Annotated in this window: 26 protein-coding genes; 17 read left to right on the forward strand and 9 right to left on the reverse strand. The window is 70.8% G+C overall.

Annotated features, from left to right (window positions below; genetic code table 11):
• Nucleotides 1–12: 12 nt before the first annotated feature.
• Nucleotides 13–2,808, reverse strand: a complete 2,796-nt coding sequence (locus ACQEUX_RS00130) for a TIM-barrel domain-containing protein (protein ID WP_433039488.1) — start codon at nt 2,806–2,808, stop codon at nt 13–15.
• A 173-nt stretch (nt 2,809–2,981) separates the two neighbouring features.
• Here ACQEUX_RS00130 and ACQEUX_RS00135 point away from each other — a divergent pair, with 173 nt between their 5' ends.
• Nucleotides 2,982–3,368, forward strand: a complete 387-nt coding sequence (locus tag ACQEUX_RS00135) for a hypothetical protein (RefSeq protein WP_433039490.1) — start codon at nt 2,982–2,984, stop codon at nt 3,366–3,368.
• A gap of 16 nt (nt 3,369–3,384) precedes the next feature.
• On the opposite strand, the gene ACQEUX_RS00140 is transcribed toward ACQEUX_RS00135, so the two are convergent.
• A complete protein-coding gene (locus ACQEUX_RS00140) occupies nt 3,385–4,314 on the reverse strand; it encodes an expansin EXLX1 family cellulose-binding protein (protein ID WP_433039492.1) in 930 nt (309 codons plus the stop codon).
• Nucleotides 4,315–4,678: 364 nt separating this feature from the next.
• Here ACQEUX_RS00140 and ACQEUX_RS00145 point away from each other — a divergent pair, with 364 nt between their 5' ends.
• A complete protein-coding gene (locus ACQEUX_RS00145; RefSeq protein ID WP_433039494.1) occupies nt 4,679–5,086 on the forward strand; it encodes a hypothetical protein in 408 nt (135 codons plus the stop codon).
• Nucleotides 5,087–5,150: 64 nt separating this feature from the next.
• Here ACQEUX_RS00145 and ACQEUX_RS00150 read toward each other — a convergent pair whose 3' ends face one another.
• Entirely contained in the window at nt 5,151–5,753 is a 603-nt protein-coding gene (locus ACQEUX_RS00150; RefSeq protein WP_433039496.1) for a TetR/AcrR family transcriptional regulator, read from the reverse strand.
• Between the two features lie 125 nt (nt 5,754–5,878).
• On the opposite strand from ACQEUX_RS00150, the gene ACQEUX_RS00155 reads away from it, so the two are divergent.
• The 4 genes from ACQEUX_RS00155 to ACQEUX_RS00170 all read left to right on the forward strand — a co-directional run bounded on the left by ACQEUX_RS00155 (nt 5,879) and on the right by ACQEUX_RS00170 (nt 9,702).
• A complete protein-coding gene (locus ACQEUX_RS00155) occupies nt 5,879–6,742 on the forward strand; it encodes an SDR family oxidoreductase (RefSeq protein ID WP_433039498.1) in 864 nt (287 codons plus the stop codon).
• Between the two features lie 158 nt (nt 6,743–6,900).
• On the forward strand, nt 6,901–8,127 hold the full coding sequence (locus tag ACQEUX_RS00160) for an epoxide hydrolase family protein (protein ID WP_433039500.1): 1,227 nt from the start codon (nt 6,901–6,903) through the stop codon (nt 8,125–8,127).
• A 6-nt stretch (nt 8,128–8,133) separates the two neighbouring features.
• Entirely contained in the window at nt 8,134–9,081 is a 948-nt protein-coding gene (locus ACQEUX_RS00165; RefSeq protein ID WP_433039502.1) for a redoxin family protein, read from the forward strand.
• 45 nt (nt 9,082–9,126) lie between these two features.
• The gene (locus tag ACQEUX_RS00170) at nt 9,127–9,702 is read left to right on the forward strand and encodes a GNAT family N-acetyltransferase (RefSeq protein WP_433039504.1); all 576 of its coding nucleotides are present in this window, start codon (nt 9,127–9,129) and stop codon (nt 9,700–9,702) included.
• 133 nt (nt 9,703–9,835) lie between these two features.
• Here ACQEUX_RS00170 and ACQEUX_RS00175 read toward each other — a convergent pair whose 3' ends face one another.
• On the reverse strand, nt 9,836–10,426 hold the full coding sequence (locus ACQEUX_RS00175; RefSeq protein WP_433039506.1) for a GrpB family protein: 591 nt from the start codon (nt 10,424–10,426) through the stop codon (nt 9,836–9,838).
• A 144-nt stretch (nt 10,427–10,570) separates the two neighbouring features.
• On the opposite strand from ACQEUX_RS00175, the gene ACQEUX_RS00180 reads away from it, so the two are divergent.
• Nucleotides 10,571–11,437 carry an AraC family transcriptional regulator gene (locus tag ACQEUX_RS00180; RefSeq protein ID WP_433039507.1) on the forward strand — a complete coding sequence of 289 codons (867 nt, stop codon included), beginning with the start codon at nt 10,571–10,573 and terminating at the stop codon, nt 11,435–11,437.
• 57 nt (nt 11,438–11,494) lie between these two features.
• Here ACQEUX_RS00180 and ACQEUX_RS00185 read toward each other — a convergent pair whose 3' ends face one another.
• Entirely contained in the window at nt 11,495–11,980 is a 486-nt protein-coding gene (locus ACQEUX_RS00185; protein ID WP_433039509.1) for an endonuclease/exonuclease/phosphatase family protein, read from the reverse strand.
• A 52-nt stretch (nt 11,981–12,032) separates the two neighbouring features.
• Between ACQEUX_RS00185 and ACQEUX_RS00190 the strand changes: the two genes are divergently transcribed.
• Entirely contained in the window at nt 12,033–12,365 is a 333-nt protein-coding gene (locus tag ACQEUX_RS00190) for a PadR family transcriptional regulator (RefSeq protein ID WP_433039511.1), read from the forward strand.
• The gene (locus ACQEUX_RS00195; RefSeq protein ID WP_433039513.1) at nt 12,359–13,348 is read left to right on the forward strand and encodes a hypothetical protein; all 990 of its coding nucleotides are present in this window, start codon (nt 12,359–12,361) and stop codon (nt 13,346–13,348) included. Before ACQEUX_RS00190 ends, ACQEUX_RS00195 begins: the two co-directional genes overlap by 7 nt.
• Nucleotides 13,349–13,358: 10 nt before the next feature.
• Here ACQEUX_RS00195 and ACQEUX_RS00200 read toward each other — a convergent pair whose 3' ends face one another.
• The gene (locus ACQEUX_RS00200) at nt 13,359–13,856 is read right to left on the reverse strand and encodes an NUDIX hydrolase (RefSeq protein ID WP_433039515.1); all 498 of its coding nucleotides are present in this window, start codon (nt 13,854–13,856) and stop codon (nt 13,359–13,361) included.
• 174 nt (nt 13,857–14,030) lie between these two features.
• Here ACQEUX_RS00200 and ACQEUX_RS00205 point away from each other — a divergent pair, with 174 nt between their 5' ends.
• The 4 genes from ACQEUX_RS00205 (at nt 14,031) to npdG (ending at nt 17,472) form a co-directional block, all read left to right on the forward strand.
• Nucleotides 14,031–14,234 (forward strand): hypothetical protein, encoded by a 204-nt coding sequence (locus tag ACQEUX_RS00205; RefSeq protein WP_109820768.1) that lies wholly within the window; start codon nt 14,031–14,033, stop codon nt 14,232–14,234.
• A gap of 82 nt (nt 14,235–14,316) precedes the next feature.
• Nucleotides 14,317–15,135, forward strand: a complete 819-nt coding sequence (locus ACQEUX_RS00210) for a histone (RefSeq protein ID WP_433039517.1) — start codon at nt 14,317–14,319, stop codon at nt 15,133–15,135.
• 96 nt (nt 15,136–15,231) lie between these two features.
• Nucleotides 15,232–16,662 carry an RNB domain-containing ribonuclease gene (locus tag ACQEUX_RS00215; protein WP_433039519.1) on the forward strand — a complete coding sequence of 477 codons (1,431 nt, stop codon included), beginning with the start codon at nt 15,232–15,234 and terminating at the stop codon, nt 16,660–16,662.
• A 111-nt stretch (nt 16,663–16,773) separates the two neighbouring features.
• Entirely contained in the window at nt 16,774–17,472 is a 699-nt protein-coding gene (gene npdG / locus ACQEUX_RS00220; RefSeq protein WP_433039521.1) for an NADPH-dependent F420 reductase, read from the forward strand.
• A 157-nt stretch (nt 17,473–17,629) separates the two neighbouring features.
• Here npdG and panB read toward each other — a convergent pair whose 3' ends face one another.
• On the reverse strand, nt 17,630–18,475 hold the full coding sequence (gene panB / locus ACQEUX_RS00225; RefSeq protein ID WP_433039523.1) for a 3-methyl-2-oxobutanoate hydroxymethyltransferase: 846 nt from the start codon (nt 18,473–18,475) through the stop codon (nt 17,630–17,632).
• 312 nt (nt 18,476–18,787) lie between these two features.
• On the reverse strand, nt 18,788–20,545 hold the full coding sequence (locus tag ACQEUX_RS00230; protein WP_433039525.1) for an NAD+ synthase: 1,758 nt from the start codon (nt 20,543–20,545) through the stop codon (nt 18,788–18,790).
• Between the two features lie 214 nt (nt 20,546–20,759).
• On the opposite strand from ACQEUX_RS00230, the gene glnA reads away from it, so the two are divergent.
• The 4 genes from glnA (at nt 20,760) to ACQEUX_RS00250 (ending at nt 23,900) form a co-directional block, all read left to right on the forward strand.
• Nucleotides 20,760–22,109 carry a type I glutamate--ammonia ligase gene (gene glnA, locus ACQEUX_RS00235; RefSeq protein WP_433039527.1) on the forward strand — a complete coding sequence of 450 codons (1,350 nt, stop codon included), beginning with the start codon at nt 20,760–20,762 and terminating at the stop codon, nt 22,107–22,109.
• Between the two features lie 88 nt (nt 22,110–22,197).
• Entirely contained in the window at nt 22,198–22,623 is a 426-nt protein-coding gene (locus ACQEUX_RS00240; protein ID WP_433039529.1) for a DUF350 domain-containing protein, read from the forward strand.
• A 51-nt stretch (nt 22,624–22,674) separates the two neighbouring features.
• Entirely contained in the window at nt 22,675–23,367 is a 693-nt protein-coding gene (locus ACQEUX_RS00245; RefSeq protein WP_433039531.1) for a helix-turn-helix transcriptional regulator, read from the forward strand.
• 143 nt (nt 23,368–23,510) lie between these two features.
• The gene (locus ACQEUX_RS00250) at nt 23,511–23,900 is read left to right on the forward strand and encodes a VOC family protein (RefSeq protein ID WP_433039533.1); all 390 of its coding nucleotides are present in this window, start codon (nt 23,511–23,513) and stop codon (nt 23,898–23,900) included.
• A 293-nt stretch (nt 23,901–24,193) separates the two neighbouring features.
• Here the strand turns inward: ACQEUX_RS00250 and ACQEUX_RS00255 are convergent, their stop codons facing one another.
• Nucleotides 24,194–24,664, reverse strand: a complete 471-nt coding sequence (locus ACQEUX_RS00255; RefSeq protein ID WP_433049460.1) for a hypothetical protein — start codon at nt 24,662–24,664, stop codon at nt 24,194–24,196.
• Nucleotides 24,665–24,866 lie beyond the last annotated feature (202 nt).

Here is a 24,866-nt window from a genome sequence, read left to right on the forward strand (position 1 = left end):
TGGGATGCCGTCTCAGTGCTTCTTGAACACCGGCATGGTGTCCAGCGTGGTGGTGATGTTCTGCGTGGTGCCGCCCCGATACGTCTTCCCGGTGAAGATGTCGGTCCAGCTGTTGCCCGGCGGGAACCACACCGACGTCGTGGCGGTGGTGCCGGGCGTCGTCACCGGCGCCACCAGGTAGTCCGGGCCGTAGAGGTACTCGGAACCGGCGGTGGCGTACGCGGCCTGCTCATTCGGGTATGCCAGGTACATCGAGCGGACGATGGGCGTACCCGTGCGCGTGGCCTCCTGGGCAGCGGCGTAGGTGTACGGCAGCAGCTTCTCCCGCAGGTTCAGGAACTTCTTGGCCGACGCGTTCGCCACCGGACCGTACTGCCAGGGCAGCCGGTCGCTGTGGTTGGAGTGCAGCCGGTCGATCGGCTGGAACGTACCGAACTGGACCCAACGGGCGTAGAGGTCGTCGGGCAGTTTGGTGCTGCCCGGTTCGCTGCCCGGCTCCTGCAGGCCGCCCGTGTGCCCGCCGATGTCGTGGCTGACCGCGGCCAGTCCGGTCGCGGCCGACTCGCCCGGCGTGTAGCCGACCTCCATCTGCAGGGTCTGCCAGTCGGAGGTGGTGTCGCCGGTGAAGTGCAGCGTGGTGCGCTTGTCGGCCCACGGCCCGGTCGACACCGGAGTCGGGCTGCTGTAGCCGCCGGCCTGCAACGAGCCGTACGCCCGGGAGAACGCGAAACCGGTCTTGTCGGCGTACTGCTGGTTGATCCATGCGTCCGCAGTCACCCCGGCGAGCGAGGACTTCGTGTTGTCGCAGCACCAGTCCAACCACCAGAGGTCCGGGCCCTTGCTGCCCTTCGGGATCATCCCGTCGTGGAGCTGCATGTACGCCTTGAGCTGGTCCGGGTCGCCGAAGTCGAACGTGTAGCAGTCGGCACCGCCGTTGCAGCCGACGCGCTGCAGCTTGCCCTTCGCGGTGGCCTGCGCCTGCGCGAACTTCGGGTCCGAGCCGAGGATGCTCGGGTGGATGTTGATGCCGGTGTGCAGGCCCTGCTTCTTGGCCCAGTCGAAGAACGCCTTCGGGTCGGGGATCCGGGTGGGGTCGATGCTCCAGCCGTTCCACCTGTCCGGTGCCTTGACGTCGGTGTCGAGGACAAGCACATCCATCGGTACACCCTCGGCCTTGGCCCGGGTCACCAGGTTCTGGAACTCGGTCGCGGTGCGGTCGTAGTACTCGGAATACCACACCCCGTACGCCCACTTCGGCAGCAGCTTCGTGGGCCCGGTCAGGATCGACAGGTCCTTCAACCCACGGGTGAAGTCCTGCCCGTACGCGAAGACGTAGCCGTCCTGCTCCGGGGCGGGCCGGGGCTTGGTGTTGCTCAGGGCCGAGGCCGAGTCGTCGAGCAGGTACCAGCCGTCCTGGTAGAGCAGGCCCGGAGCGGTGAGTGCGGAACCGGTCACGCCGTCCAGGCCCCGGCGGTAGCCGCCGAGCGGCGCGTGTGGGGCGAGCAGCGGGGAGTCCTTGCTCGTGACGGCGACCGTGTCCACATTGACGTTGCAGCTGGCATCCGTGGGACAACCCAGCGTCACGGTGTTCGTGCCGTGGTTGAGGTGGACCGGGACGGAGACGGTGTTCCAGTAGTCCCAGCCGCTGGTCGGCGGAAGGGTCGCCGTGACCGGCGCCGCCGTTCCCGCGGTGACCGACATGGTACGTGCCTGGCTCGGCTGGGCGCCGGCCTGACCGTTGGCGTAGCGGATCTGCACCTGGTAGTCACCCTCGGACGGAACATCCGTCACGGTGAGCGCGTCGGCGGACGTGGTGCTTTCCAAGCCGGCCAGGAATCCCGTACCGGAAGCGCCGTTGTGGTCGTTCGCGGGCCTCGCACCGCCGGTCAGCGCGCCGGTTTCGGCCTCTCCCAGCGTGCCGAACCGCAGGGGCTGCGGCTGGGGCGTGGCCGGCGCCGGGAACGAATCACCCGGGTTGACCACCGCGAGGCTGTCGACGTTCACGTTGCCGGAGTCGTTGGGACCCCGCACGACGCCGATCTCGTGCCGGCCCGCGGTGAGGTCGACCGGCACGGTGGCCAGGCCCCAGGTGTCCCAGTTCGCGGTGGGCGGCAGCGTCAGCGTGCGGCCGGCGTCACCGTCGACCTGAACCGTCAGGGTGCGGTCCACGTTCTGGCCGTCGCCGCCGGTGCTGTTGGCGTAGCGGACGGCGAGCTGCTTCGTGCCGCCCTCGGGAGCGTCGAGCGCGAACGTGACCGAGTCGCCGGACGAGGCGAAACCGGCCGCGAAGCCGCGTCCGGTGAATCCCCGGTGGTCGGTGGCCACGCCAGGGCCGTTCAACTGCAGCGATTCGGCCTCGCAGAGCGCGCCGAACGCGCAGGCCGGGGCGGTGTGGCCGGCCCAGGGCTGGCCCTGCACGGTCTGCTTGCCGGCCTTGAGCTGGACGGTGAGGTTGTCGGCGGTGAACGCGCCCGAGCCGACCTGGTAACGCAACGTCATCGCGCCGGTGTCGATGGTGAGCCAGCCGTGGTCGACGTGCTTCGTGAAACGCGTACGGGGGAAATCATCGCGCCCGATGGCGTTGAACGTGGCGGCGTCGGTGAACGTGCCGTCCTTCTGGTACTCGGTGCGGATCAGGGTCGGGGACAGCACCTCGAAACGTGCGTCGCCCGACCGGACGGCTTCGTCCTGCGCCTTGTTGTGGCTGGCCTGGGCCGGCGCGGATGGAGCGAGTATCAGCCCCGCGATGAGAATGCCGGTCGCGGCGGCTGTTGCCGCGCCGCGGCGGCGTGAACTCCGATAGAGCAAGATGCGCCCCTCGTCTCATATGGAAGAAATGAGTCGATGACAACGCTGTCACTGGACTGAAACACATGTCAACGGGTCTTGAGGGGTGTCCCTTCTCTCTTCCGGGCCAGTCGTCAATTCGCCCTGCGAGGATCTGGCGCATGACTCGACGGCGAACGGACAAGCTGGCGAACGTGGTGGGTCTCGTGACGCTTGGCTTCGGTGTGGTCTTGACGGCCAGGCCGCGACGCAGTGCGGCAGCCCTCGGGTTGGGTGACCGCCCGGTGCTGGCCGGAGCGGTCGGCCTGACTGATCTCGTCGTCGGTACTGGCGTCCTGTGTGGTCGTCCCCGTTGGCCGTGGATGGCGGCGCGGGCTGCGTTGAATCTCGTGTTGACCGGTTGCTACGCGGCGGAGGCCAACCGCCCGGACGGCAACCGTCGGGCCCGAACGGGAGCGGTTGCCATGGCGTCACTCACCGTCGTGGACGCGACGTTGGCCCTTGCCCTGGCGGTCCAGGCTGGCAAGGAAGACGGCGGCGTCGAGCCACCTGCTGCGTTGCGGAGCGCGTCCTGTCCCTGATCGCGGGAGGGCTGGGTCAGCAGCGGGCGTCGAGCGGGGCGGCGCCGGCGAGGGCTTCGACTGTCGTCGTCGGTGCGATCGACTCCGCCGGGGTCGGCGAGGGCGCAGCGGCGGGGGCGGGCGGGGCCGAGGGTGAACTGCTGGGCGTACGGGCGGCGTCGGGACTGGCGAGGGAGGCCGTGGTGCGTTGGATCTGCTTCGCGACCATCCGGATGGTGGTGGCGGTTGCCTGGCGCCCGTACACGTCGGTGACCCTGATGCTGTAGGGCCCGGGGCCGAGCCCGCCCTCGACGGTCCAGTAGTTGTCGTTCTGGCGAGCCGCCTTGCGGAAGCCGCCACCGGGCCCCTTCGCCTCGACCGAGCGGAGTGGGGTGCCGTGGTTGCCGACCTGCACGGCGAACCACCACTGCGAGGCGCCACCCTTGATCCGGAAGGTGAGCCCTCCGTCGAGGGGCGGGTTCACCACCGCCCGGTACGTCACGGGCACTATGCCCTGCGCCCGGTCGGCGATCCGGGCGAATGCCTCGTCGGAGAGGTCGATCTTGCCGGGTGTGCACCCGCCGCACTGGTCCATGACCAGGACCCGGACCGTGCCCTTCGGGCCGCTCACGTCCAGGTAACTGCCGCAGGCCGCCGCCTTGGCGTACTCGACCTTGCCGAGGGCCACGTAGAGCCGGTCCGCCGGAGGGCTCGGGAAGGAGCAGGTGCCGCCCGAGCGGCCCGCGTCGTAGAAGCTGGCCTTTCCCTTGTGGACGGTGTTGCCCGTCGGTGGCGCGGCGCAGGCCGGGGTGGCGCCGCCGCGGACGGCGAGGGTGATGCCGAGGACGGCGGCCAGGGCGGTGACCCCGGCACCGGCCAACCAGTGTCTGACCCGCCGATTCGACCGCTGCGTGCCGCTGTTGCCGGCCGGGGTGTCGTTCTCGGGGTCCGTGCCTGGTGCCGTCACGGCGCCTGATGTTGCCGCACCATCTCGCGGCAGCGCAACAACGGCGTCGGCCGCGGCCCGGGACTCAGCACGACGCGCTGATGGTGACTGGGCCCCCAGGATGCGAGTCATGACCGCAGCGCGCCACCCTGGGCCAACGGTGAGTCGTGCTCCGCGTAGCGACGGCGCCGGTGCGCGTGGTCAGCGGATGCTGGTATCGCTGTCCCAATGTCCTCTGAGTTGGACGTCGAACCTCGTGCATCGAGCCCGACGTCCGTACCGTGGAATGCGGAACAGCGGTGGTAGTCCGCGTTCAGTGCGAAATGCGGCAGAGACGGCGAGTCGTCGTGTTCGCTGAGTGGCCACGTGCCGTCGAGGAGGAACGATGGTCTATCTCGCGACCGTCAGCGCAATCGCAGCGGTACTGCTCGTCGGTGTCATGGTCCTGGTCCGCAAGCCGGCCGACGCTCGTCGGGTCGTTCGATGGTCAGCCCTGGCGATCACCGTGCTGGTGGCCGCCGCGCTGACGCCCTACACCGTGGACGACTCCGGCCCCGCGGCCAGCTACCTACTCGGTGTTCCTGTCGTCGCCGCGACACTGCCGGTCCTGGCACAGCGGATCGGTCGGCTGGGTGGGGTCGTCGACGTGGTGGCCGCGTTGGTCATCGGCGGATGGGGTCTACTGCTTGGGCTGGGCATAGGCGGCGCGTTCCTGCCGGCGGCAGTGCTTCTGATCGCCGGTGCCGTGGGCACCAGGCCACCGCCTGCGGCACCGGAGCCGGTGAACCGGTGAGAGTGTCCGCCGCCGGCACCGTCCTCATCCCGTAGCACCACACGATCGGGGCTGGCAGGGCTGGTCACGCGCCGGATCGGCGGGGTCGCAGTCCGTTGAGGGCGGTGGTGACGACGAGGTCGGCGTACTCGGCGGTGAGCGTCCCGCTGCGGTGCAGCCACCGGTTGAGGATAGGCCCCCAGATCATGTCCACCGCGACGTCGAGGTCGACGTCCTCGGCGATCTGGCCCGCCCGCTGGGCGCTGCGCAGGCGCTGCCGCTTGGCCTCCTTCAACGGCCCGTCCAACCGTTCGGCGTACGCCGCCGCCAGCTCGGGGTCGAGCGCGATCTCGGTGGCCAACGCGCGCATCGGTTGCTCGTACCGGGGATCGTTCATCTCCTCGACCGTGGCGCGCAGCACCAGGGTCAGGTCCGCAGCCAGGTCGCCGGTGTCCGGCAGGGTCGGCGGCCCGCCCTCGGTGGCCTCGCTGAGCATGAGGAAGGCGTCGAAGATGACCGCGCCCTTCGACGGCCACCACCGGTAGATGGTCTGTTTGCCGACGCCGGCGCGCGCGGCGATGCCCTCGATGCTGAGCTTCCCGTAGCCGACCTCTTGGAGCAGCTCGAAGGCGGCGGTGAGGATGGCGCGTCGCGAGGTCTCTCGGCGGCGAGTCGTGTTGGGCGTCATGGGGCCCGACGATACCAGCAACGAGACGGACCGTCTCGTCTTGACGCCATCGCTGAAGGAACCTATTCTTCTCGGCAATCGAGACGGACCGTCTCGTCTCGTATCAACCGAAGCGGAGATTTACCATGCGCACCTCATCCGACGCCGCCCCGCGTACCTGGCTCATCACCGGCGCCAGCCGTGGCCTCGGCCGCGCGTTCGCCGACGCCGCGCTCGACCGTGGTGACCGGGTGGTCGCCGCCGCCCGGACCATCACAAAGGACGACTTCGACGAGAAGCACGCCGACCGGCTGCTGGCCCTGACCCTCGACGTGACCGACCGGACGGCGGTCATCGCCGCCGTGAACACCGCCGTCGAGCACTTCGGTCGGCTCGACATCGTCGTCAACAACGCCGGCACCCTGTCCATGGGCATGATCGAGGAGTTCACCGAGGCTGAGGCGCGAGCCCAGTTCGAGGTCAATTTATTCGGCGCGCTGTGGGTCAGCCAGGCCGTGCTGCCGCACCTGCGCGCCCAACGGTCCGGCCACATCGTGCAGGTCTCCAGCATCGCCGCGCTCGGTGGCTTTCCGAGCACCGGCATCTACAGCGCGAGCAAGTTCGCCCTGGAAGGCATGAGTGAGGCCCTGGCGATGGAGGCGGCGGCCTTCGACATCAAGCTCAGCATCGTGCAGCCGGGCGGATACTGGACCGACCTGTACACGAGCATGACCGCCACCACGCCGATGGAGACCTACGCGCCGCTGCGCGCCGAACTGGAGCGACAGTGGGCGGAAGGCTCGATCGACAGCGAACCCCGGCTCGCCGCCGAGGCGCTGCTGCAACTGGTCGACAGCGACGACCCGCCGCTGCGACTCCTGCTCGGGAGCATGGTGTACGACCTGGCGTTCGACATCTCCCGCCGGCGAATGGACACCTGGGCGGGCTGGGAGCGGGTCAGCCGAGCCGCCGAACACGCCGTCGCGGCCCCCGGGCATGGCCACCAGTGAGGGACTGCTCGTATCGCCACGAGCCCGGGGTGCGGCGTTCTAGGCTCCGAGATATGGCGGCGGCGTGCCCAATCCGAAATGGCACATAAGTCCGAGCAGTGCTTTCACCCCATGTTTTCTCCTCGCGAGGCGCAAACCTAGACGGAGAGGAACCACGCATGGCTGTCAAGACCAAGACTCGTCCGGGCACCACGGAGATTCGGCCGTTCACGGTCGACATTCCACAGGCGGACCTTGATGACCTGAAGAGGCGCATCGCGGCCACCCGTTGGCCGGAAAAGGAAACGGTCAACGACCAGTCGCAGGGCGTGCCACTCGCGACGATTCAGGCCGTCGCGCGCTATTGGGAGAACGAGTACGACTGGCGCAAGATCGAATCGCGGATGAACGCCGTACCGCAGTTCATGACGACGATCGACGGGGTGGACATCCACTTCATCCACATCCGCTCGAAGCACGAGGACGCGCTGCCGCTCATCGTCACCCACGGGTGGCCCGGGTCGGTGATCGAGCAGATGAAGATCATCGATCCGCTCACCGATCCGACGGCGCACGGCGGGAGCGCGTCGGACGCCTTCCACCTGGTGATCCCGTCGCTGCCCGGCCACGGTTTCTCCGGCAAGCCGACCGAGTCGGGATGGAACCCGCAGAAGATCGCGACCGCCTGGACCGAGCTGATGAAGCGTCTCGGCTACAACCGGTTCGTCGCGCAGGGCGGCGACTGGGGCGCGGTCGTCGTGGACCAGATGGGCATCCAGGCGCCTCCGGAACTGCTCGGCATCCACACCAACATGCCCGGTGCGGTCCCACCCGAGATCGACCTGTTGTTCCAGGGCGACACCACCGGTGCGAACAACGCCATGGGCTCGCTGCCGTCCGGTCTCTCCGACGACGAAATGCGTGCCGCCGAGGAAGTCAACTTCGTCTGGAAGCACGTCGCCTACGCCCTCATGATGGCGACGCGTCCGCAGACGCTGACCGGGCTGGCGGATTCACCCGTCGGCCTGGCGTCCTTCCTGCTCGACCACGACGCGAAGAGTCTGGCCCTGATCTCGCAGGTCTTCGACGGGGCGAAAGCGGGCCTGACCCGCGACGACATCCTGGACAACATCTCGCTCTACTGGTTGACGAACACCGCGGTCTCCGCGTCCCGTCTGTACGCGGAGAACAAGCTGTCGTTCTTCGCCGCCAAGGGCGTGAACATCCCGGTCGCCGTGAGCGTCTTCCCCGACGAGCTGTACGAGGCGCCGCGGAGTTGGGCCGAGCAGGCGTACTCCAACCTCATCTACTACAACAAGCTCGACGTGGGCGGGCACTTCGCGGCCTGGGAACAGCCGAAGATCTTCTCCGAAGAGCTTCGCACCGCCTTCCGGTCACTTCGCTAGATGGCCGTGTCCGGGCGTCCGCACCTGCCCCCGTTCGACGGGGCGGCCGAGTGGCTCAACTCCGAGCCACTCGGCCCCGCCGACCTGCGTGGCCGCGTCGTCCTGGTGAACTTCTGGACGCTGACCTGCATCAACTGGCTGCGCCAGGAGCCGTACGTCCGTGCCTGGTCACAGGCGTACCGCGACGACGGGCTCGTCGTGGTCGGGGTGCACACGCCGGAGTTCTCGTTCGAGCGTGAGGTCGACTGGGTTCGACGGGCGGTCGCGGCGCGATCGATCGACTACCCGGTCGCGGTCGACAACGACTACGCGATCTGGAGTGCCTTCGACAACCACTACTGGCCGGCGCTCTACTTCGTGGACACCGACGGTGTCATCCGGGACGACCACTTCGGTGAGGGGCGCTACGAGCAGTCCGAGCGGGTTCTCCAGCAGCTGCTCGGCATCGAGCGCGAACCTGTTCCCGTCGAGGGTCTCGGCCCGGAGGCAGCGGCCGACTGGGACAACCTGCGTACGCCCGAGACGTACCTCGGCTTCAGTCGCGGCGAACACTTCGCGTCGCCGAACGGCGCCGTGCTCGACGAGCGCCGCGCCTACGAGCTGCCGGAGAGCCTCAGCCTCAACCAGTGGGCCCTGGCGGGCGAGTGGACGATCGGGGCGGAGAACGTCGTGGTCGACCGGGCCGGCGGGAGCATCGCCTTCCGGTTCCACGCCCGCGACGCGCATCTCGTGCTGTCTCCCGGGGCGGGGGAGTCGATCCCGTTCCGCGTATCGCTCGACGGCGAAGTCCCCGGCCCGTCACACGGCGTCGACGTCGACGAGGACGGCAACGGCGTCCTCCTGGACGGCCGGCTCTACCAGCTCGTCCGCCAGGACGGCGCGGTCCGGGAGCGGACCCTGGAGATCACGTTCGGCGAGCCCGGCGCCGAGGCGTACGCCTTCACGTTCGGGTAACGCGCCGTCACCCACGCTGCGCCGCCCGCGATAGTGTCGACTGCTGTGACAGCGCCCGAGATCATCATCGCCACCCCAGCGGACCGTGACGCGGTGGTCGGGTCGCTGGTTGCCGCGTTCGTCAAGGATCCCGTCCTGCGGTACCTGTTCCCCGACGAGGAAACCTATCCCCGGTACGCCGCCGCCTTCTTCGGGCAGCTCTTCGACAAGCGGGTGCACCGGTCGTCGATCTGGACGATCGGTGGTGGGGCCTCGGTCGCCATCTGGGAGCCACCGGCAGGGTCGCTGACCGGGTCGCCGGAGGGCGGGTTCGCCGCTCACTACCCCGCCGACGTGCTGGCCCGGGTGCAGGGCTACGACGAGGCCGTGCACGCCGCACTGCCGACGTTCCCGTTCTGGTATCTCGGCGTCCTGGGCACCCACCCCGACAGCGCCGGACGCGGTTGGGGCCGTGCCGTCATGAGGGCCGGGCTGGATCGCGCCGCCGCCGACGGTCTGCCGGCGATCCTGGAGACCAGCAACCCCGCCAACGTCGAGCTGTACCGCCGCGCCGGCTGGGAGGTGGTGGACTCCCTGTCTGAGCCCGTGCCCACCTGGATCATGCGGCAGCCGACACGCTGAGAGTGGCAACTCGGCGTCCGGTCCCTGTCTGGCAGCTGTGCATCCACGGCCTACCGGCCGAATCTTGGACAGTTCCCGTCAGCTGGTAACGGCAACTGTCCAAGATCTCCGCGGCCGGCCTCAACTGAGGTCGTCAAGCGGCGAAGATGCGCGCGTAGATCTCGTCGATGACGGCGTTCTTCGCCAGGCTGTAGTCGCGGGGTCGGTGCGCGGTGTCCCGCGCGAGGCGCCGCTTGGTCACGGCGTACAACTCCCGGTCCTGCGGATGCGAGCGCAGCCAGTCGCGGAAGAGCCGGTGCCGGACGGGTTCGGGCGCACCCCGCGGCCAGACGTGCAGGTTGACGTCCTCGGCCGGGCTGAGAAGCATCCGGTGCCCGTGCCACCAGGGCTCGCGCAGGACGAGTCGGTACCCGAGCCGTTCCAGTGTGGGGAGATAGGTGGACTCCTCCGCGGTGTTCTCGATGATGAGGTCGACGTCGATGACGGGCTTGGCCGCGAGCCCCGGCACCGCCGTGGACCCGACATGTTCCACACTGACGACCGGGCCACCCAGCGCCTCGATGAGCGACGAGCGAACGGCGATGAACTGCTGCGCCCAGGCCGGGTCGTACTCCTCGATGACGACGGACCCCCACGTCCGTGGCGGCTCGCCCACCAGGCCGGCGTCGACCTGTTCGGGGGTGCCGTGGAAGCGCTGCACGACGTCCTGCGGATACTCGGCCACATCAACCTCCTGGAAGAAGCAAAGTCCGCCAGGCTACGACACGACGATCGGTGCGGCCCCACCCGACCGATGCGGGCACCGGATGTCGGGTGGGCCACGGGCCCTGCCGCCTAGCGTCGGTGATCGAAAGGGAAGGAGGCCCGGGTGCTGGAGCGGCTCAACGAGGCCATGGCGTACATCGAGCGGCACCTCGACCAGCGGATCGAGGTGGCCGAGCTGGCGCGGATCGCACTGACGTCGGAGTACCACTTCCGGCGGCTGTTCTCCGCGCTGGCCGGGATTCCGCTGTCCGAGTACATCCGTCGGCGTCGGCTCACCGTCGCCGCCGCGGACGTCCTGGCGGGGGAGCGGACGTTGCTCGACATCGCGGTGCACCACGGCTACGGGTCCACCGAGGCGTTCGCCCGGGCGTTCCACGCCGTGCACGGCGTGGGGCCCGGAGAGGCCCGGCGTACGGGGGCGGCACTGCGCGCCCAGCCCCGGATGTCCTTCCGACTCACCGTCGAAGGGAGCGGCAGCATGGAGTACCGAATCGTCGGCAAGGACGCGTTCACGTTGGTGGGACGCAAGGCCCGGGTCCCGCTGGTGCACGAGGGGATGAACCCCGCGATCGTCGCGTTCATCCGGAGCATCGACAGCGAGACGACCGGGCGGATCGAGGCGCTCTCCGATCAGGAGCCGGCCGGGATCGTCAACGTCAGCGACAACCTCGCCGACAGCCGGGAGGAAGGCACCGAGCTGGACTACTGGCACGGGGTGGTGACCGGTGCCGTGCCACCGGAGGACCTGGACGCGTTGCCGGTGCAGGCCGGGACGTGGGCGGTCTTCACCACCTCCGGCGCGTTTCCGCAGGCCGTGCAGCACCTGTGGCGTGACGTGTTCACCCAGTGGTTTCCGTCCAACCCGTACCGCAGCCGACCGGGACCGGAGATCTCCCGGGTCCGGGTGTCCGCGGACGGCACCGAGGCGGACGCCGAGCTGTGGATCCCGGTGGAGCGGGTCGCGTCCTGACCCGCGGTGCCGGGTCGGCGGTGAGTCCGTCGACCCGGCGTCCGTCGGGCCCGCCGTTCACCGCCACTGACCGGGCGGATGGTCGGGCCGCCGCAGATCCGCGAGTACGCCGAAGTGGTCGCTGCCCCAGACCCCGTCGACCGGTTCGTCGAAGGCCCGCCGGCAGTCCGCCACCGCCAGGTTCGGCCCGTGCGGGCCGCAGCGAACCATGACGTAGTCGATGCGGCGTCCCGTCTCCAGTGGCATCGTGCCCGCTCGCACCAAGGGGTTGTGCGGGGTGAAGGTGTGCCCGGGATCGTCCGGGTGCACCGCCGCCCAGGCGTCCTGGTAGGCGATGCTGCACCCGTGCAGCGACTGTTGGCCGCGCCAGAAGCGCACGCTGGCCGAGTCGGCGTCGTCGTCGAAGTCGCCGACGAGGACGACGGGCAGGTCCCGCCCGGCCAGCAGCGTCTCGATGAACGTCGCGGACCGGACGGCCTGCAACTCCCGCTCGTGGGCGTACCCGAACTGGTAGGTGGGTTTGTGGTGGGCCGCGCCGGCCACGGTGGAATCCTGAAGATCCCCACCCTATGTAGAGTTCCGATACAGTGGTCGGATGCGGATCACCATTCCGGTCGCGAAGGTGCTGGCGGCGCTGCTCGCCGAGCCCGACGCGCAGCGGTACGGGCTAGACCTGATGCGTCTGACCGGCCTGCCCAGCGGCACCCTCTACCCGGTGCTGCACCGGCTGCGGGGGGCCGGCTGGCTGGCCGCCGACTGGGAGGCGATCGATCCCGTCGCGGCCGGGCGGCCGGCCCGCCGCTACTACCGGCTCACTGCGGAAGGGGTGGCGCAGTCCCGTCAGGCGCTCGCCGACCTGCGCGCCGCGATCCCCGACGGCCGTCCCTCGTGGGGCGGCACCGAGCCCACCGGAGCGCCAGCATGGTGACCCGCAGGGCCGCCGAGCTGCTGCTGGAGCTGGCCGTGCGCCGCTGGCCGGCCGATGTCCGCGACGACCTGCGCCGCGAGTGGGCCGCCGAGCTGCACGTGCTCGCCGCGAGCGGTCGCCGGACGAAGATGCTGGGTTTCGCGGTGAGCCTGGCCGTCAGTCGGGCCGGTGCCCCGATCGTCGACCGCCGCCTGATGCGCGGTCGGGTCGGTCGTACCGCGGCGGCGTTGCTGCTGTCCCCGATCGCCTGCGTCGGGATCGTGCTCGTCAGCGCGTACGCCTTGTACCCGATCCAGCCCTGGCTGATGGGAATGAGCTGGTCGGATCAGGCGCAGAAGTCGATCTGGACGGCGCTCACCGTCGGGTTGGCGGTGCTGCTGGCGGTGTTCGCCGCGCGCTGGGCCCGGCACACCGCACTCGACGGCCCGCTCCGTATCGCGCTCGGCGTGGTGCTCCCCATCGGTGCGGCCGCAGTCGTGTTCCTGTACGTCCTCTACCCGGACGAGCTGAGTGCCACCGTGCCCGGTCTGCTGCTCTGGTTGGCCGGCCTGACGCTGGCCCTCTGGGCCGCCGCGAGCCTCGCCGCCCGCAAGCGCCTCCGCGCAGCCTGGTGGGTGGGCGTCCTCGGCGCATTCGCCGCCGCCGACCTCGCGGTGATTCTCGCCGTCGTCGACGCCATCTCGGCGGGCAGTCGCGCTGGCCCGGTCAGCGGTCCGATGCCACTGGACGGCGTCGACCAGATCTCCGCGCCGCTGTGGCTCCTCGCCGCCTGGACGGACTGGAACATCGGCCTGCCCCGGCCCGCCATCCCATGGGAGATCTTCGAAATCATCACCAACCACGTGCTGGCGGAACCCATGCTCTACCTGGCGTGCACGCCGTACGCCCTCGCGTACACCATTCGGGCGGCCCGGTCGGCGCCCACCGCGCCGGTCGTTCCCGCGCCAACTCCAACTCCGACGCCGACCCCGTCGTCGGTCTGAGTCGCGCCGCTCAGTCGGGCACGTCGTCCCACGTCGTGTCCGGCGGCAGGTATCCGGCCGACTGGTTCTCGCGCAGCGCGTAGGCGATGACCAGCAGGGCGTGCTTGTCCAACTCGGGCAGCCGGTCCAACGGGAACCACCGCACGGCCAGCGACTCGTCGTCGTTGACCCGGGCGGTGCCGGCCACCAGCCGGCACAGGAAGCCCAGGTTCAGGTACTCGCAGCGATCCCCGTTGGGGTACGTGTGCGGGTGCGAGACGGCGCTGGACATCCGCACCGGCGCGACGTCCAGCCCTGTCTCCTCCCGCACCTCGCGGACCAGTGCGGTGGCCGGCTGTTCGCCCGGCTCGACGAACCCGCTGATCACCGACCAGCGGCCGTCGTCGGAACGTTGGCCGAGCAGCAGCTCACCGGCGTCGTTGCGAACCACCGCGCTGACGCTGGGCAGCCAGAGCAGGTCGTGGCCGACGTGCTTGCGCAGCCCCACGATGTAGTCCGGTGTCGCCATCCGGCGATCATAGGCCGCCGCCGGTGAGGTTGACCTGCGTCTTTTTCGGTGTTCCGGCCCGACCCTATTTTGGTGTTTCGGCCCGACGCGCGGAATGCATATCTACTGTGGAGAAGGTCGGCGACTTGTGCGATCCGGTGGCGGCCGGTCGGATCGCGGTGCACAGTGATTCCCATGAGCGACAGCGGACGTGGTGGGCAGTTCTACTGGTGCACCCGGCATCACCGGGTCGAGACGGACGCCGACGTGTGTCCGGCGAAGCACGTTCTCGGCCCGTACGACTCGGCTGCCGACGCGGAGAACGCCCTGCAGCGCGTGCAGGAGCGCAACGAGGCGTGGGATGCCGAGGACGCTCGTTGGGCCGGGGAGGACAGGTAGGCGGCGCGGGACGGCCCGCGCCGAGGTATTTCGTGCTCCGCGAGGACGCACGCGAGAGCACGTCCCCAAGGAGGGAACCACGATGGCCGAAGCACAGCAGGCCACCACGCGCCCGACCGCCCGACGCACCACCGCGAAGAAGACCGCCGCGGCGGAGCGGAACACGGCGGCGAGCCGGACCACCCCCGTTCGCAAGTCCACCGCGGGTGCGGCGGCGGCGAAGGCCCCGGCCAGAAAGGCCGCCGGCGGCGCGGGACGCGCCCCGGCCAAGACGACCACCACCACGGCCAAGAAGGCCCCCGCGAAGAAGGCCACGACCAAGGCCACCACCGCGGCCAAGAAGGCGCCGGCGAAGACCTCGGCCGCCACCCGCAAGACGACCGCCACCGCCAAGCGGACCCCGGCGTCCACCGCGAAGAAGACCACCGCCGCCGCGAAGAAGACCACCGGTACGGCGAAGAAGACGGTGAGCGCGGCGAAGAAGACCACCACCTCGGCGGCGAAGAAGACCACTGCTGTGGCGAAGGCGCCGGCGCGTAAGGCCGCGACCAAGGCGTCCGCCGTCAAGAAGACAGCGGCGAGGAAGACGGCCGCGACGAAGACGACGGCGAAGAAGACGGCCGCCAAGAAGACGACGGCGAAGAAGACGACGGCGCCAACCCGCCCCAGCGGTGGAGCCCGCAAGGCTCCGGCGAAGAAGGCCCCGGCCGCGAAGGTGACGGGCACCTCGTCGACCACCGCGCGCAAGGCGGCGGCGAAGAGAGCCCCGGCGAAGAAGACCGTCGCGGCCAAGGCCCCGGCCCGCAAGGTGACCGCCCGGAAGTCGCCGGCCAGCCCGGTCGCCGCACGGGCCACCACCCCCCGGGGTACGCGCAGCACCGCCCGGAAGGCCACCGGCTGAGAGAGCGGTCACGCCGGCCTGTCCGGTTCGTGGGTCGGGCGATATCTCGGCCGGTCACCGGAAGCGGATCACCCGCGGCGCTGTCAGGATTGACCCGTGGTCATCCGACGCGTACTCGCGCCCCGCATCGACTTCGGCGCACTGCGCCGCGAGCTCGGCCTGCCCGAGGCTTTCCCGGCCGACGCTCAGCGCGAGGCCGACGAGGCGGCTGCCGCACCGCCGCAGCCGCCCGTCGACCGCACCGACGTACCGTTCGTCACGGTTGATCCGGCCTCGTCGCGCGACCTGGACCAGGCGATGCACCTCGCCCGCCGGCCCGGCGGCGGATACCGCGTGCGGTACGCGATCGCCGACGTCGCCGCGCACGTCAGCCCGGGCGGCGCCTTGGAGGCGGAGACCTGGCGGCGAGGGCAGACCATCTACCTGCCCGACGGAAACGTGCCACTGCACCCGCGGACGCTCAGCGAGGGTGCCGCCAGCCTGCTGCCCGACGACGACCGCGCCGCAGTGATCTGGACCATCGACCTGGACGCCGACGGCGGCACGGTGGCCGTCGAGCTGGAACGCGCCCTGGTCCGCAGCCGGGCCAAGCTCGACTACACCGGGGTGCAGGCGGCAGCCGACGCCGGCCGACTACCGGACCCGATCGCGCTACTGCCCGAGATCGGCGACCGGCTGACCGCCCGAGGGTTGCGCCGCGGTGCCATCAACCTCCCGCTGCCCGAGCAGGACGTGGAGCCCGACGGCGACGGGTGGCGGCTGGTGCTGCGGGGCCCCGTCCCCATGGAGGAGCACAACGCCCAGATCTCCCTGCTGACCGGGATGGCTGCCGCCGACATCATGCTGGCCGGCCGGGTCGGCGTGCTGCGTACCATGCCGGCGCCCAAGTCGGAGGCGGTGCAGCGGCTGCGGGCGGCCGCCGCGCCGCTGGGCGTGCACTGGCCGGACGGTGTGGGCCCAGGTCAGGTGATCGCCGGCTTGGACGCCGCCCAGCCGCGAGCCGCCGCGTTCATCGACCAGGCGGCCGAGCTGATGCGCGGCGCCGCGTACACCGCCTTCGACGGGACGCAGCCGGAGCAGCCGGAGCACGGCGGTGTGGCAGCCGCGTACGCCCACGTCACGGCACCGTTGCGGCGCCTGGCCGACCGGTACGCCACCGAGGTCTGCCTGGCCCTGCACGCGGGCCGGCCGGTGCCCGACTGGGCCCGCGCCGCACTGCCCCGACTGCCCGAGGTGATGGCGAGCACCGACCGGGTCGCGTCGGCGGCCACTCGGGGCGCCGTAGAGCTGGCCGAGGCGGTGCTGCTGGCGCACCGGGTGGGCGACACCTTCGACGCGGCCGTGCTGGACGTGGATGCCCCACCCAACGGCCGTTCCCGCACCCGGCCGCCCGGCGGCACCGTCGCGCTGGACGCCCCGCCGGTACGCGGCCGCTGCCTCGGCCAACTGCCGCTCGGCGAACGTGTCCGGGTCCGACTCGTCACCGCCGACCCGGCCGCCCGAACGGTCCTGTTCGAGCTGGCCTGACCCCGGCTGCCGGCTCAGGCCTGCCGGTGTGGGCGCGGTCACCACGGGTGGCGGGGATTGTCACAGCGGTCGGCGCTGCTGCCGGACCAGACTGTTTGCGAGGATGAGCCCATGGCATACGACGCGAGCACGCTGCCCGACGTGTCCGGGCTGACGGTCGGCATCATCGGTGGCACCGGTGACCAGGGACGGGGCCTCGCCTACCGGTTCGCGCGGGCCGGGCAGAAGGTGCTGATCGGCTCCCGGTCCGCCGAGCGGGCCGCCGAGTCCGCGGCAGAGATCGCCGCCCTGCCCCGGATGCCGGCCGACGTCAGCATCACCGGTGCGGCCAACGACGAGGTGGCCCGGCGTAGCGACGTGGTGATCATCGCGGTGCCGTGGGACGGGCACGCCGCCACGGTAGCCTCCCTCGCCGAGCCGCTCGCCGGCCGGATCGTCGTCGACTGCGTCAACCCGCTCGGCTTCGACAAGCAGGGCCCGTACGCGCTGACCGTCGCCGAGGGCAGCGCCGTGCAGCAGGCCGCCGCGTTGCTGCCCGACTCCCGGGTCTGCGCCGCGTTCAACCACGTCAGTGCCCCGCTGTTGGCCGACCCCGAAGTCGATCGGATCGACCTGGACGTGCTGATCTGCACCGAGGACCGCGAGCTGGTCGATGTGGTCGGCGCGCTCGCCGCCCGGATCCCGGGAATGCGTGGCATCTACGCCGGCCGGTTGCGCAACGCGCACCAGATCGAGGCGTTCACCGCCAACCTGATCGCCATCAACAAGCGCTACAAGGCACACGCCGGCATCCGCGTCACCGACCTCTGAGCAGGTCCCGAGCCCGACGAGCGGCGTGATCCACTCGGGTTCGGTGACATCGGGGTGTCCCGGTGCCAGGGATACCCCGATGTCGGCAAAACCGAGTCGATCACGCCGCGTCGATCACGCCGAGCCCGCCGTTTGGACTGCGGGCCCGTGGGCCAAGCTAGAAGGTGTGTTCGGCGGCCGGGAAGTCGCCGCCGCGCACCTCGTCGGCGAAGCGGCGGGTGGCGTCGGTGAGGGCGCCGGCCAGGTCCGCGTACCGCTTGACGAAGCGTGGCGCCTTGCCGGTACGCAGGCCGGCCATGTCCTGCCAGACGAGCACCTGCGCATCGGTGTCGGGGCCGGCGCCGATGCCCACCGTCGGGATCGGCAGTTCGTGGGTGATCCGCTTGGCGACCTCGCCGGGCACCATCTCCAGCACCACCGCGAACGCGCCCGCCTCCGTCACCGCCCGGGCGTCGGCGAGCACCTCGTCGGCCGTGTCGCCCCGACCCTGCACGCGGTAGCCGCCCAACGTGTGCTCGCTCTGCGGGGTGAAACCGATGTGTGCCATCACCGGAATGCCGGCGCCGACGATCGCGGCGATCTGCGCGGCGCAGCGGCGGCCACCCTCCAGTTTCACCGCGTGGCAGCCACCCTCCTTCATGAACCGAACGGCGGTGCGCAGCGCCTGGGCCGGACCCTCCTCGTACGAGCCGAACGGCAGGTCACCGACGATCAGTGCCTGCCGGGTCGCCCGGACCACGGCCCGTACCAGCGGAAGCAGCTCGTCGGCGGTGACCGGCAGGGTCGTCTCGTAGCCGAACACGTTGTTCGCGGCCGAGTCGCCGACCAGCAGCACCGGGACGCCGGCCTGGTCGAAGATCGACGCCGTGTACTGGTCGTACGAGGTGAGCATCGGCCACCGCTCGCCGCGCTCCTTGGCGGCCATCAGGTCACGGGTGCGGACCCGCCTGGTGGCCGGGCCGCCGTACAACGCGGTCACCTCGTTCGGAGTGGACTCCACCATCTCTGTCTCCCTTCCTCGAGGCCGCCTGCGCGGTCCCCGGGTTCCGTCGCGATCGTCGCACCGCGAGACGGGGTGACGGCAGGGCCCAGTGCAAGATGTCACTCCACCGCCGCGAACGGCGCCGCGAGCCCGCCGCGAACGGCGCCGCGAGCCCGCCGCGAACGGCGCCGCGAGCCCGCCGCGAACGGCGCCGCGAGCCCGCCGCGAACGGCGCCGCGAGCCCGCCGCGAACGGCGCCGCGAGCCCGCCGCGAACAGCGCCGCGAGGCGGTGCCGGGCCGCGCCACCGACCCGACACCCCCAGGTGTACGGCTCAGCCGTGCTCGCGCCACCGGTTGGTGATCGGCAGACGGCGGTCCCGACCGAACGCCTTCATGGAGATCTTCGTGCCCGGCGCCGACTGCCGCCGCTTGTACTCGGCGGTATCCACCAGCCGCAACACCTTGTCCACCACCGCCGGGTCGTGACCCGACTCGACCAGCCCGTCGCGGCCGAGGTCGCCGTCGACGTAGCCGATCAGGATCGGGTCCAGTACGTCGTAGTCGGGCAGGGTGTCGCTGTCCAACTGGCCGGGGCTCAGCTCGGCGCTCGGCGGCTTGCCGATCGAGTTCTCCGGAATCGGGGCGGTCTCGCCCCGCCGCGCCGCGTTCGCGTTGCGCCACTTCGCGAGTCGCCAGACGAGCGTCTTCCAGACGTCCTTGATGGGGTTGAAGCCGCCCACCGAGTCGCCGTACAGGGTGGAGTAGCCGACGGCCAGCTCGCTCTTGTTGCCGGTGGTCAGCACCAGGTGGCCCTCCTGGTTCGACAGCGCCATCAGGATCACGCCGCGGACCCGGGCCTGGAGGTTCTCCACGGCCACCCCGGAGAGCGACAGGTTGGCCAGGAAGCCGTCCACCATCGGCTGGATCGGCTCGACGCGGTAGTCCAGGCCGGTGCGTTTGGCCAGGTCGGCGGCGTCTTCCCGGGAGTGCTCGGAGGAGTGCTGGCTGGGCAGCGACACCCCGACCACCCGCTCCGGTCCCAACGCGTCGACGGCCAGCGCGGCCACCACCGCCGAGTCGATGCCGCCGGAGAGGCCGAGCACCACCGACGGGAACCGGTTCTTGTTGACGTAGTCGCGCAGGCCGAGCACCAGCGCCTGCCACACCTCTGCCTCGTCGGCCACCGGCTCGATCAGCCCGCCGATGGCGGCCGGGCCGGACGGCGTGGGCGGAATGGCCTCCAGCGTGGTGTGCACCACCCGCATGTTGTCCGCGACGGATTCCTCGGCCGGCGGCCTGGTGGCGGCCGGCAGCTCGACGTCGTGCACGAGCAGGTGCTCGATGAACTGCGGGGCACGGGTGAGCAGGTCACCGTCGGCGCTCACGATCATCGAGTCGCCTTCGAAGACCAGCTCGTCCTGGCCTCCGGTCATGTTGACGTACGCGATGGCGGCGCCCGCCTCGGCTGCCCGGCGGCGGACCAGCGGCAGCCGGATGTCGTCCTTGTTCAGCTCGTACGGTGAGCCGTTGATGTTGACCACCAGGCCGACGCCGGCCTGCCGGGCGGCGGTGAACGGGCCGCCGGCCTGCCACAGGTCCTCGCAGATGGTCAGCGCGACGTCCACGCCGCCGATCCGCACCACGGTCAGCGTGTCACCGGGGATGAAGTAGCGGTCCTCGTCGAAGACCCCGTAGTTGGGCAGGTGGTGCTTGAAGTACCGGGCGGCCACGGTGCCCCGGTGCAGCAGCGCGGCGGCGTTGCGGGCACCCCGGCCCTGCTCGGCGTCCCCGCTGACCTGCGGTGGCCCGTCGGCGTCCAGGTAGCCGACCACGACCGGCAGCTCGCCCAGGCCGTCCGCGGCGAGGTCGGCCGCGAGCCGCTCCACGGCGGCCCGGGACGCGGCGACGAAGGAACGCCGGAAGACCAGGTCCTCGACCGGGTACCCGGTCAGCATCATTTCCGGGAAGAGCACCAACTGGGCACCGGCTTCGGCGGCCTGGCGAGTCCAGCTGCGGACCAGGTCGGCGTTTCCGGCGAGGTCGCCGACGCTCGGGTTGACCTGGGACAGGGCGAGACGCAGGGTGGGCATGTCCTCATCTTGCCCCAGGCTCAGCGGGAGAATCCGTACCCTCGGACGAGATTGCGGCCACGTGGCGGTGGCACGCGCTCGCCGGCCGGGACACGAGGGGACGCCCGGCGGCAGTTCGCGTAACGTCTGCGTAACCAGGCCCGGGAACACTGGGCGATCAGGTCGGGTGCAGCCCGGCCAAGGCGGACAAAGAGTGTCGCGAGGGGTTGGGGAAGTGGACCGTCAGCAGGAGTTCGTCCTCCGGACGCTGGAAGAGCGGGACATCCGGTTCGTTCGGCTCTGGTTCACCGACGTGCTGGGCACGCTCAAGAGCGTCTCGGTGGCGCCCGCCGAGCTGGAGGCGGCCTTCGAAGAGGGCATCGGCTTCGACGGCTCGGCGATCGAAGGCTTCGCCCGGGTCTTCGAATCGGACATGGTGGCCATGCCCGACCCGACCACCTTCCAGGTCTTTCCCTTCGAGGGTGGGGTGAGCGGCGAGAGCGCCCGGATGTTCTGCGACATCCTGCTGCCCGACGGCGGGCCCTCCTGGGCCGACCCCCGGCACGTGCTGCGCCGCGCGTTGTCCAAGGCCGCCGAGAAGGGCTTCACCTTCTACACCCACCCCGAGATCGAGTTCTTCCTGCTGGAGAACGGCCCGCAGGACGGCTCGGTGCCGACCCCGGTCGACACCGGCGGCTACTTCGAGCACACCACCCACGCCGTCGCCCGGGACTTCCGTCGTCAGGGCGTGTTGGCGCTGGAGCGGATCGGCATCTCGGTGGAGTTCAGCCACCACGAGGTCGCGCCCGGCCAGCAGGAGATCGACCTGCGCTACGCCGACGCGCTCACCACCGCCGACAACATCATGACCTTCCGGCACGTGGTCAAGGAGGTCGCCCTCTCCACCGGCGTGCAGGCCAGTTTCATGCCGAAGCCGTTCACCGACCAGCCGGGCAGCGGCATGCACACCCACCTCTCGCTGTTCGAGGGGGAGCGCAACGCCTTCCACGACGGCGGCGACCCGATGAAGCTGTCCAAGGTGGCGAAGTCGTTCATCGCCGGCCTGCTGGTGCACGCCCGCGAGTACACCGCGGTCACCAACCAGTGGGTCAACTCGTACAAGCGGCTCTTCCCGCAGCACCTGCCGGACCGGATCACGGAGAGCCCGGCGTACGTCTGCTGGGGTCACCTCAACCGGTCCGCGCTGGTCCGGGTTCCCGCGTACGGCAAGCCCAACTCGGCCCGCGTCGAGGTCCGCTCCCTGGACTCGGCGGCCAACCCGTACCTCGCCTTCGCGGTGCTGCTCGGCGCCGGCATGAAGGGCATCGAGGAGGGGTACGAGCTGCCGCCGGGTGCCGAGGACGACGTCTGGTCGCTGACCAGCGCGGAGCGGCGCGCCATGGGTTACGAGGCGCTGCCGGAGAACCTCGCCGAGGCGATCGACGTGATGGCCGGCTCCGAACTGGTCGCCGAGGTGCTCGGCGAGCACGTCTTCGACTTCTTCCTGCGCAACAAGCGGGCCGAGTGGGAGCAGTACCGCCGCGAGGTCACCCCGTACGAGCGGCAGCGCTACCTGGCGCTGTAGCCGCAGGGGCTGACGCGGTTGCGCGCTGCCGCTATCGTCTCGATCACCGCGCCGGTCCCCCTCCGGGCGGAGAGTCGGGAGGCAGTCGGTGCTGGAGGATCTGCTCAGCGGTGCCTGGCAGAGCGTCGTGTTCGGGATCGTGGGCGTCGGGCTCATGGCGGCCGGGTTCGGGCTGGTCGACCTGCTGACCCCCGGCCGGTTGCGGGACCTGATCTGGGTCGACCGTAACGCCAACGCGGGCCTGCTGCTCGCCGCCAACCAGCTCGGCGTCGCCGGGATCGTCTTCACCGCGATCCTGACCAGCTACAGCGACTTCGGGAAGGGGCTCGCCTCCACCGTGGTGTTCGGGCTGGTCGGGTTGGGCATCATGGCGCTGGCCTTCGTCGTGCTCGACCTGCTCACTCCCGGGAAGCTCGGCGAGATCATCTGCTCGGCTGAGCCACACCCGGCGGCCCGGGTCAGCGCCGCCACCCACTTCGGCGCCGCGCTGATCGTGTGCGCCTGCATCGCCTGAGCCCGCGCCGCCTGAGCGCGGTCGTCGTACCCCGGTCGTAGCGTGCCGGGCATGAACCGTACGGATCGCCTCTACGCGCTGGTCGAGGAGCTTCGGGCGGTGTCGCCACGGCCGCGCAGCGCCCGCTGGCTGGCGGCGCGCTTCGAGGTGAGCAGCCGGACCATCGAACGGGACATCGGCGCGTTGCAGGAGTCCGGCGTGCCGATCTGGGCCGAGCCCGGGCGCACCGGCGGCTACGCACTGGACCGCTCCCGCACCCTGCCCCCGGTCAACCTGAGCGCCGCCGAGGCGGTGGCGATGGCCGTCGCGCTGCACCGGCTCGCCGGTACGCCGTTCGCCCGGCCGGGCGCCACCGCGCTGCGCAAGCTGATGGCGGTGCTTCCGGCCGCCGACGCCGCGGAGGCGCACCGGCTCGCCGGCCGCGTACACCTGATCGGCGACGGGCCGGCCACGCCCGTCCCGGCCACCGTCGCCGACGCGGTCGCCGCGCGGCGGGTGCTGCGCATCCGGTACGCCGACCGCGCCGGCGCCGATTCGGTACGCGACGTCGAGCCGCTCGGCTACCTCGGCAACGCCCGGCACTGGTACCTGGTGGCCTGGTGCCGGCTGCGGGACGAACTGCGCTGCTTCCGCACCGACCGGATACGCAGCGTCTGGGCGCTGCCCGACGTGGTGGCCCGGGAGTTCCGCCCATCGGATCTTGACATCCCGCGCGAGCGGGTCCGCCCGCTGAGCCTGGTCTGAGACGCCGCGGGCCGGGTTGGCCTCCGTTGCTGGAAACCCCGCCGGGTGATCCGGAAACACCGACAGGACGCTGTCGCGAAAGGCCCCGAGACTGCTCCAGACGACGGCCGAACGGCCGGCACGGAAAGTTCTGGAGGCAGCAGATGTCCAGGTCCACCACGCCCATCACCTGGTTCGAGATCGGCACCGACCGGCCCGAGGACGCAGAGCGGTTCTACGAAGAGCTGTTCGGCTGGACCTTCGAGGAGCAGGGCTCGACCAACGGCGGGTCCTACCGCGTGACCGGGGCCGGTGGCGACACCGGGATCGGCGGGGCCATCCGGGCGACCGACGGGACGTCGCCGAACTACGCGGTGTTCTACGCCGAGGTCGCCGACGTGGCCGAAGCCTGCCGGCACGCCGAGGCGGCCGGCGGAAAGGTGCTGGTGCCGGTGCGTACGGCGCCGAGTGGCCTCACCCTGGCCCACCTGCTCGACCCGGCCGGCAACCGCCTCGGCGTGTTCGCGCCCCCGCCGGTCGCCACCGGCGACTGACGCCCGGTCGGAGGCGGCCCCGTCCGGCGGGGCGGACGGGGCCTTGGTCCGGGCGGACGGGGCTTTGGGTCGGGCGGACGGGGCTTTGGTCCGGGCGGACGGGGCTTTGGTCCGGGCGGACGGCCGAGCAGGCATGGCCGGCGTGCCCCGGGGTCGGTGATCAACTCGGGATCAATGATTCGGCGGTGTCCTAGTGCCCTGCACACCGCAGCTTCACGGAAACCGAGTGGATCAAGCTGGGCCGGCCCCGGCCGGACCCGGCATGCCAGGGTCGGCCAGGGCCTGCCTCGGGGTTACTTACCGGGCGTACCTTCGGGGGCGCCGTGACCGCCGTGACCGCCCGGCCCGCGGTGAACGCCCGGGCCGGGGAAGACGCCCGCCTCGACGGCCTTGGTGATCGCGTCGGCCTGCTCCTGGGTGAGCTTGCCGTCCTTGACCGCCTGGGCCAGCCGCTCCTTCACCGCGGCCTGCCGGTTCTCGGCGGACGGGCGCTCCGGGCGATCGGTCGGCCGGTGCTGTGCGCGGACCTTCTCCAGCGCGGCGGTCACCTTGTCGGTGGGAACGCCCAGCTCCTTGGCGAGCGCCTCGGCGAACTCGCCCTGCCGGTCGGCCCTCGATCCGGGAGCCTGCGCGTCGCTGCTGGCGCTCGGCGTCGGTGCGGCGTCCGCGGCGAACGCGATCGTCGGGGCCGCGATCCCCACGCCGAGGACGCCGGCGGTGGCCAGGCCGGCCAGCAGGTGCTTCCTACGGATGGTGCGGGACATGCTGTCCTCCAGAGGCTCGGTCATCGTGCGATGTCGTCACCCACAGTGACCGGCAAGCCTGGGCGCAACCCATGGCGACCCTGTCAGCGGGCTGACAATCCCGGCCTGCCAACCCAGCCCGTCAGACCTGGTTGATCAAGAGATTTGCGTCAGGACGCCGCCCGGAAATGACGCAAACCTCTTGATCACCCCGGTAATGGAG

This window comes from Micromonospora sp. CA-259024 (assembly GCF_050936255.1).
GTDB lineage: Bacteria > Actinomycetota > Actinomycetes > Mycobacteriales > Micromonosporaceae > Micromonospora.

Excerpts from the sequence above, each read along its gene's own strand:
- ACQEUX_RS00145 (WP_433039494.1), top strand. The coding sequence starts at position 4,679 with ATGGTCTATCTCGCGACCGTCAGCGCAATCGCAGCGGTACTGCTCGTC.
- ACQEUX_RS00150 (WP_433039496.1), bottom strand. The coding sequence starts at position 5,753 with ATGACGCCCAACACGACTCGCCGCCGAGAGACCTCGCGACGCGCCATC.
- ACQEUX_RS00155 (WP_433039498.1), top strand. The coding sequence starts at position 5,879 with ATGCGCACCTCATCCGACGCCGCCCCGCGTACCTGGCTCATCACCGGC.
- ACQEUX_RS00160 (WP_433039500.1), top strand. The coding sequence starts at position 6,901 with ATGGCTGTCAAGACCAAGACTCGTCCGGGCACCACGGAGATTCGGCCG.
- ACQEUX_RS00190 (WP_433039511.1), top strand. The coding sequence starts at position 12,033 with ATGCGGATCACCATTCCGGTCGCGAAGGTGCTGGCGGCGCTGCTCGCC.
- ACQEUX_RS00195 (WP_433039513.1), top strand. The coding sequence starts at position 12,359 with ATGGTGACCCGCAGGGCCGCCGAGCTGCTGCTGGAGCTGGCCGTGCGC.
- ACQEUX_RS00200 (WP_433039515.1), bottom strand. The coding sequence starts at position 13,856 with ATGGCGACACCGGACTACATCGTGGGGCTGCGCAAGCACGTCGGCCAC.
- ACQEUX_RS00205 (WP_109820768.1), top strand. The coding sequence starts at position 14,031 with ATGAGCGACAGCGGACGTGGTGGGCAGTTCTACTGGTGCACCCGGCAT.
- ACQEUX_RS00210 (WP_433039517.1), top strand. The coding sequence starts at position 14,317 with ATGGCCGAAGCACAGCAGGCCACCACGCGCCCGACCGCCCGACGCACC.
- npdG (WP_433039521.1), top strand. The coding sequence starts at position 16,774 with ATGGCATACGACGCGAGCACGCTGCCCGACGTGTCCGGGCTGACGGTC.
- panB (WP_433039523.1), bottom strand. The coding sequence starts at position 18,475 with ATGGTGGAGTCCACTCCGAACGAGGTGACCGCGTTGTACGGCGGCCCG.
- ACQEUX_RS00230 (WP_433039525.1), bottom strand. The coding sequence starts at position 20,545 with ATGCCCACCCTGCGTCTCGCCCTGTCCCAGGTCAACCCGAGCGTCGGC.
- ACQEUX_RS00245 (WP_433039531.1), top strand. The coding sequence starts at position 22,675 with ATGAACCGTACGGATCGCCTCTACGCGCTGGTCGAGGAGCTTCGGGCG.
- ACQEUX_RS00250 (WP_433039533.1), top strand. The coding sequence starts at position 23,511 with ATGTCCAGGTCCACCACGCCCATCACCTGGTTCGAGATCGGCACCGAC.
- ACQEUX_RS00255 (WP_433049460.1), bottom strand. The coding sequence starts at position 24,664 with ATGTCCCGCACCATCCGTAGGAAGCACCTGCTGGCCGGCCTGGCCACC.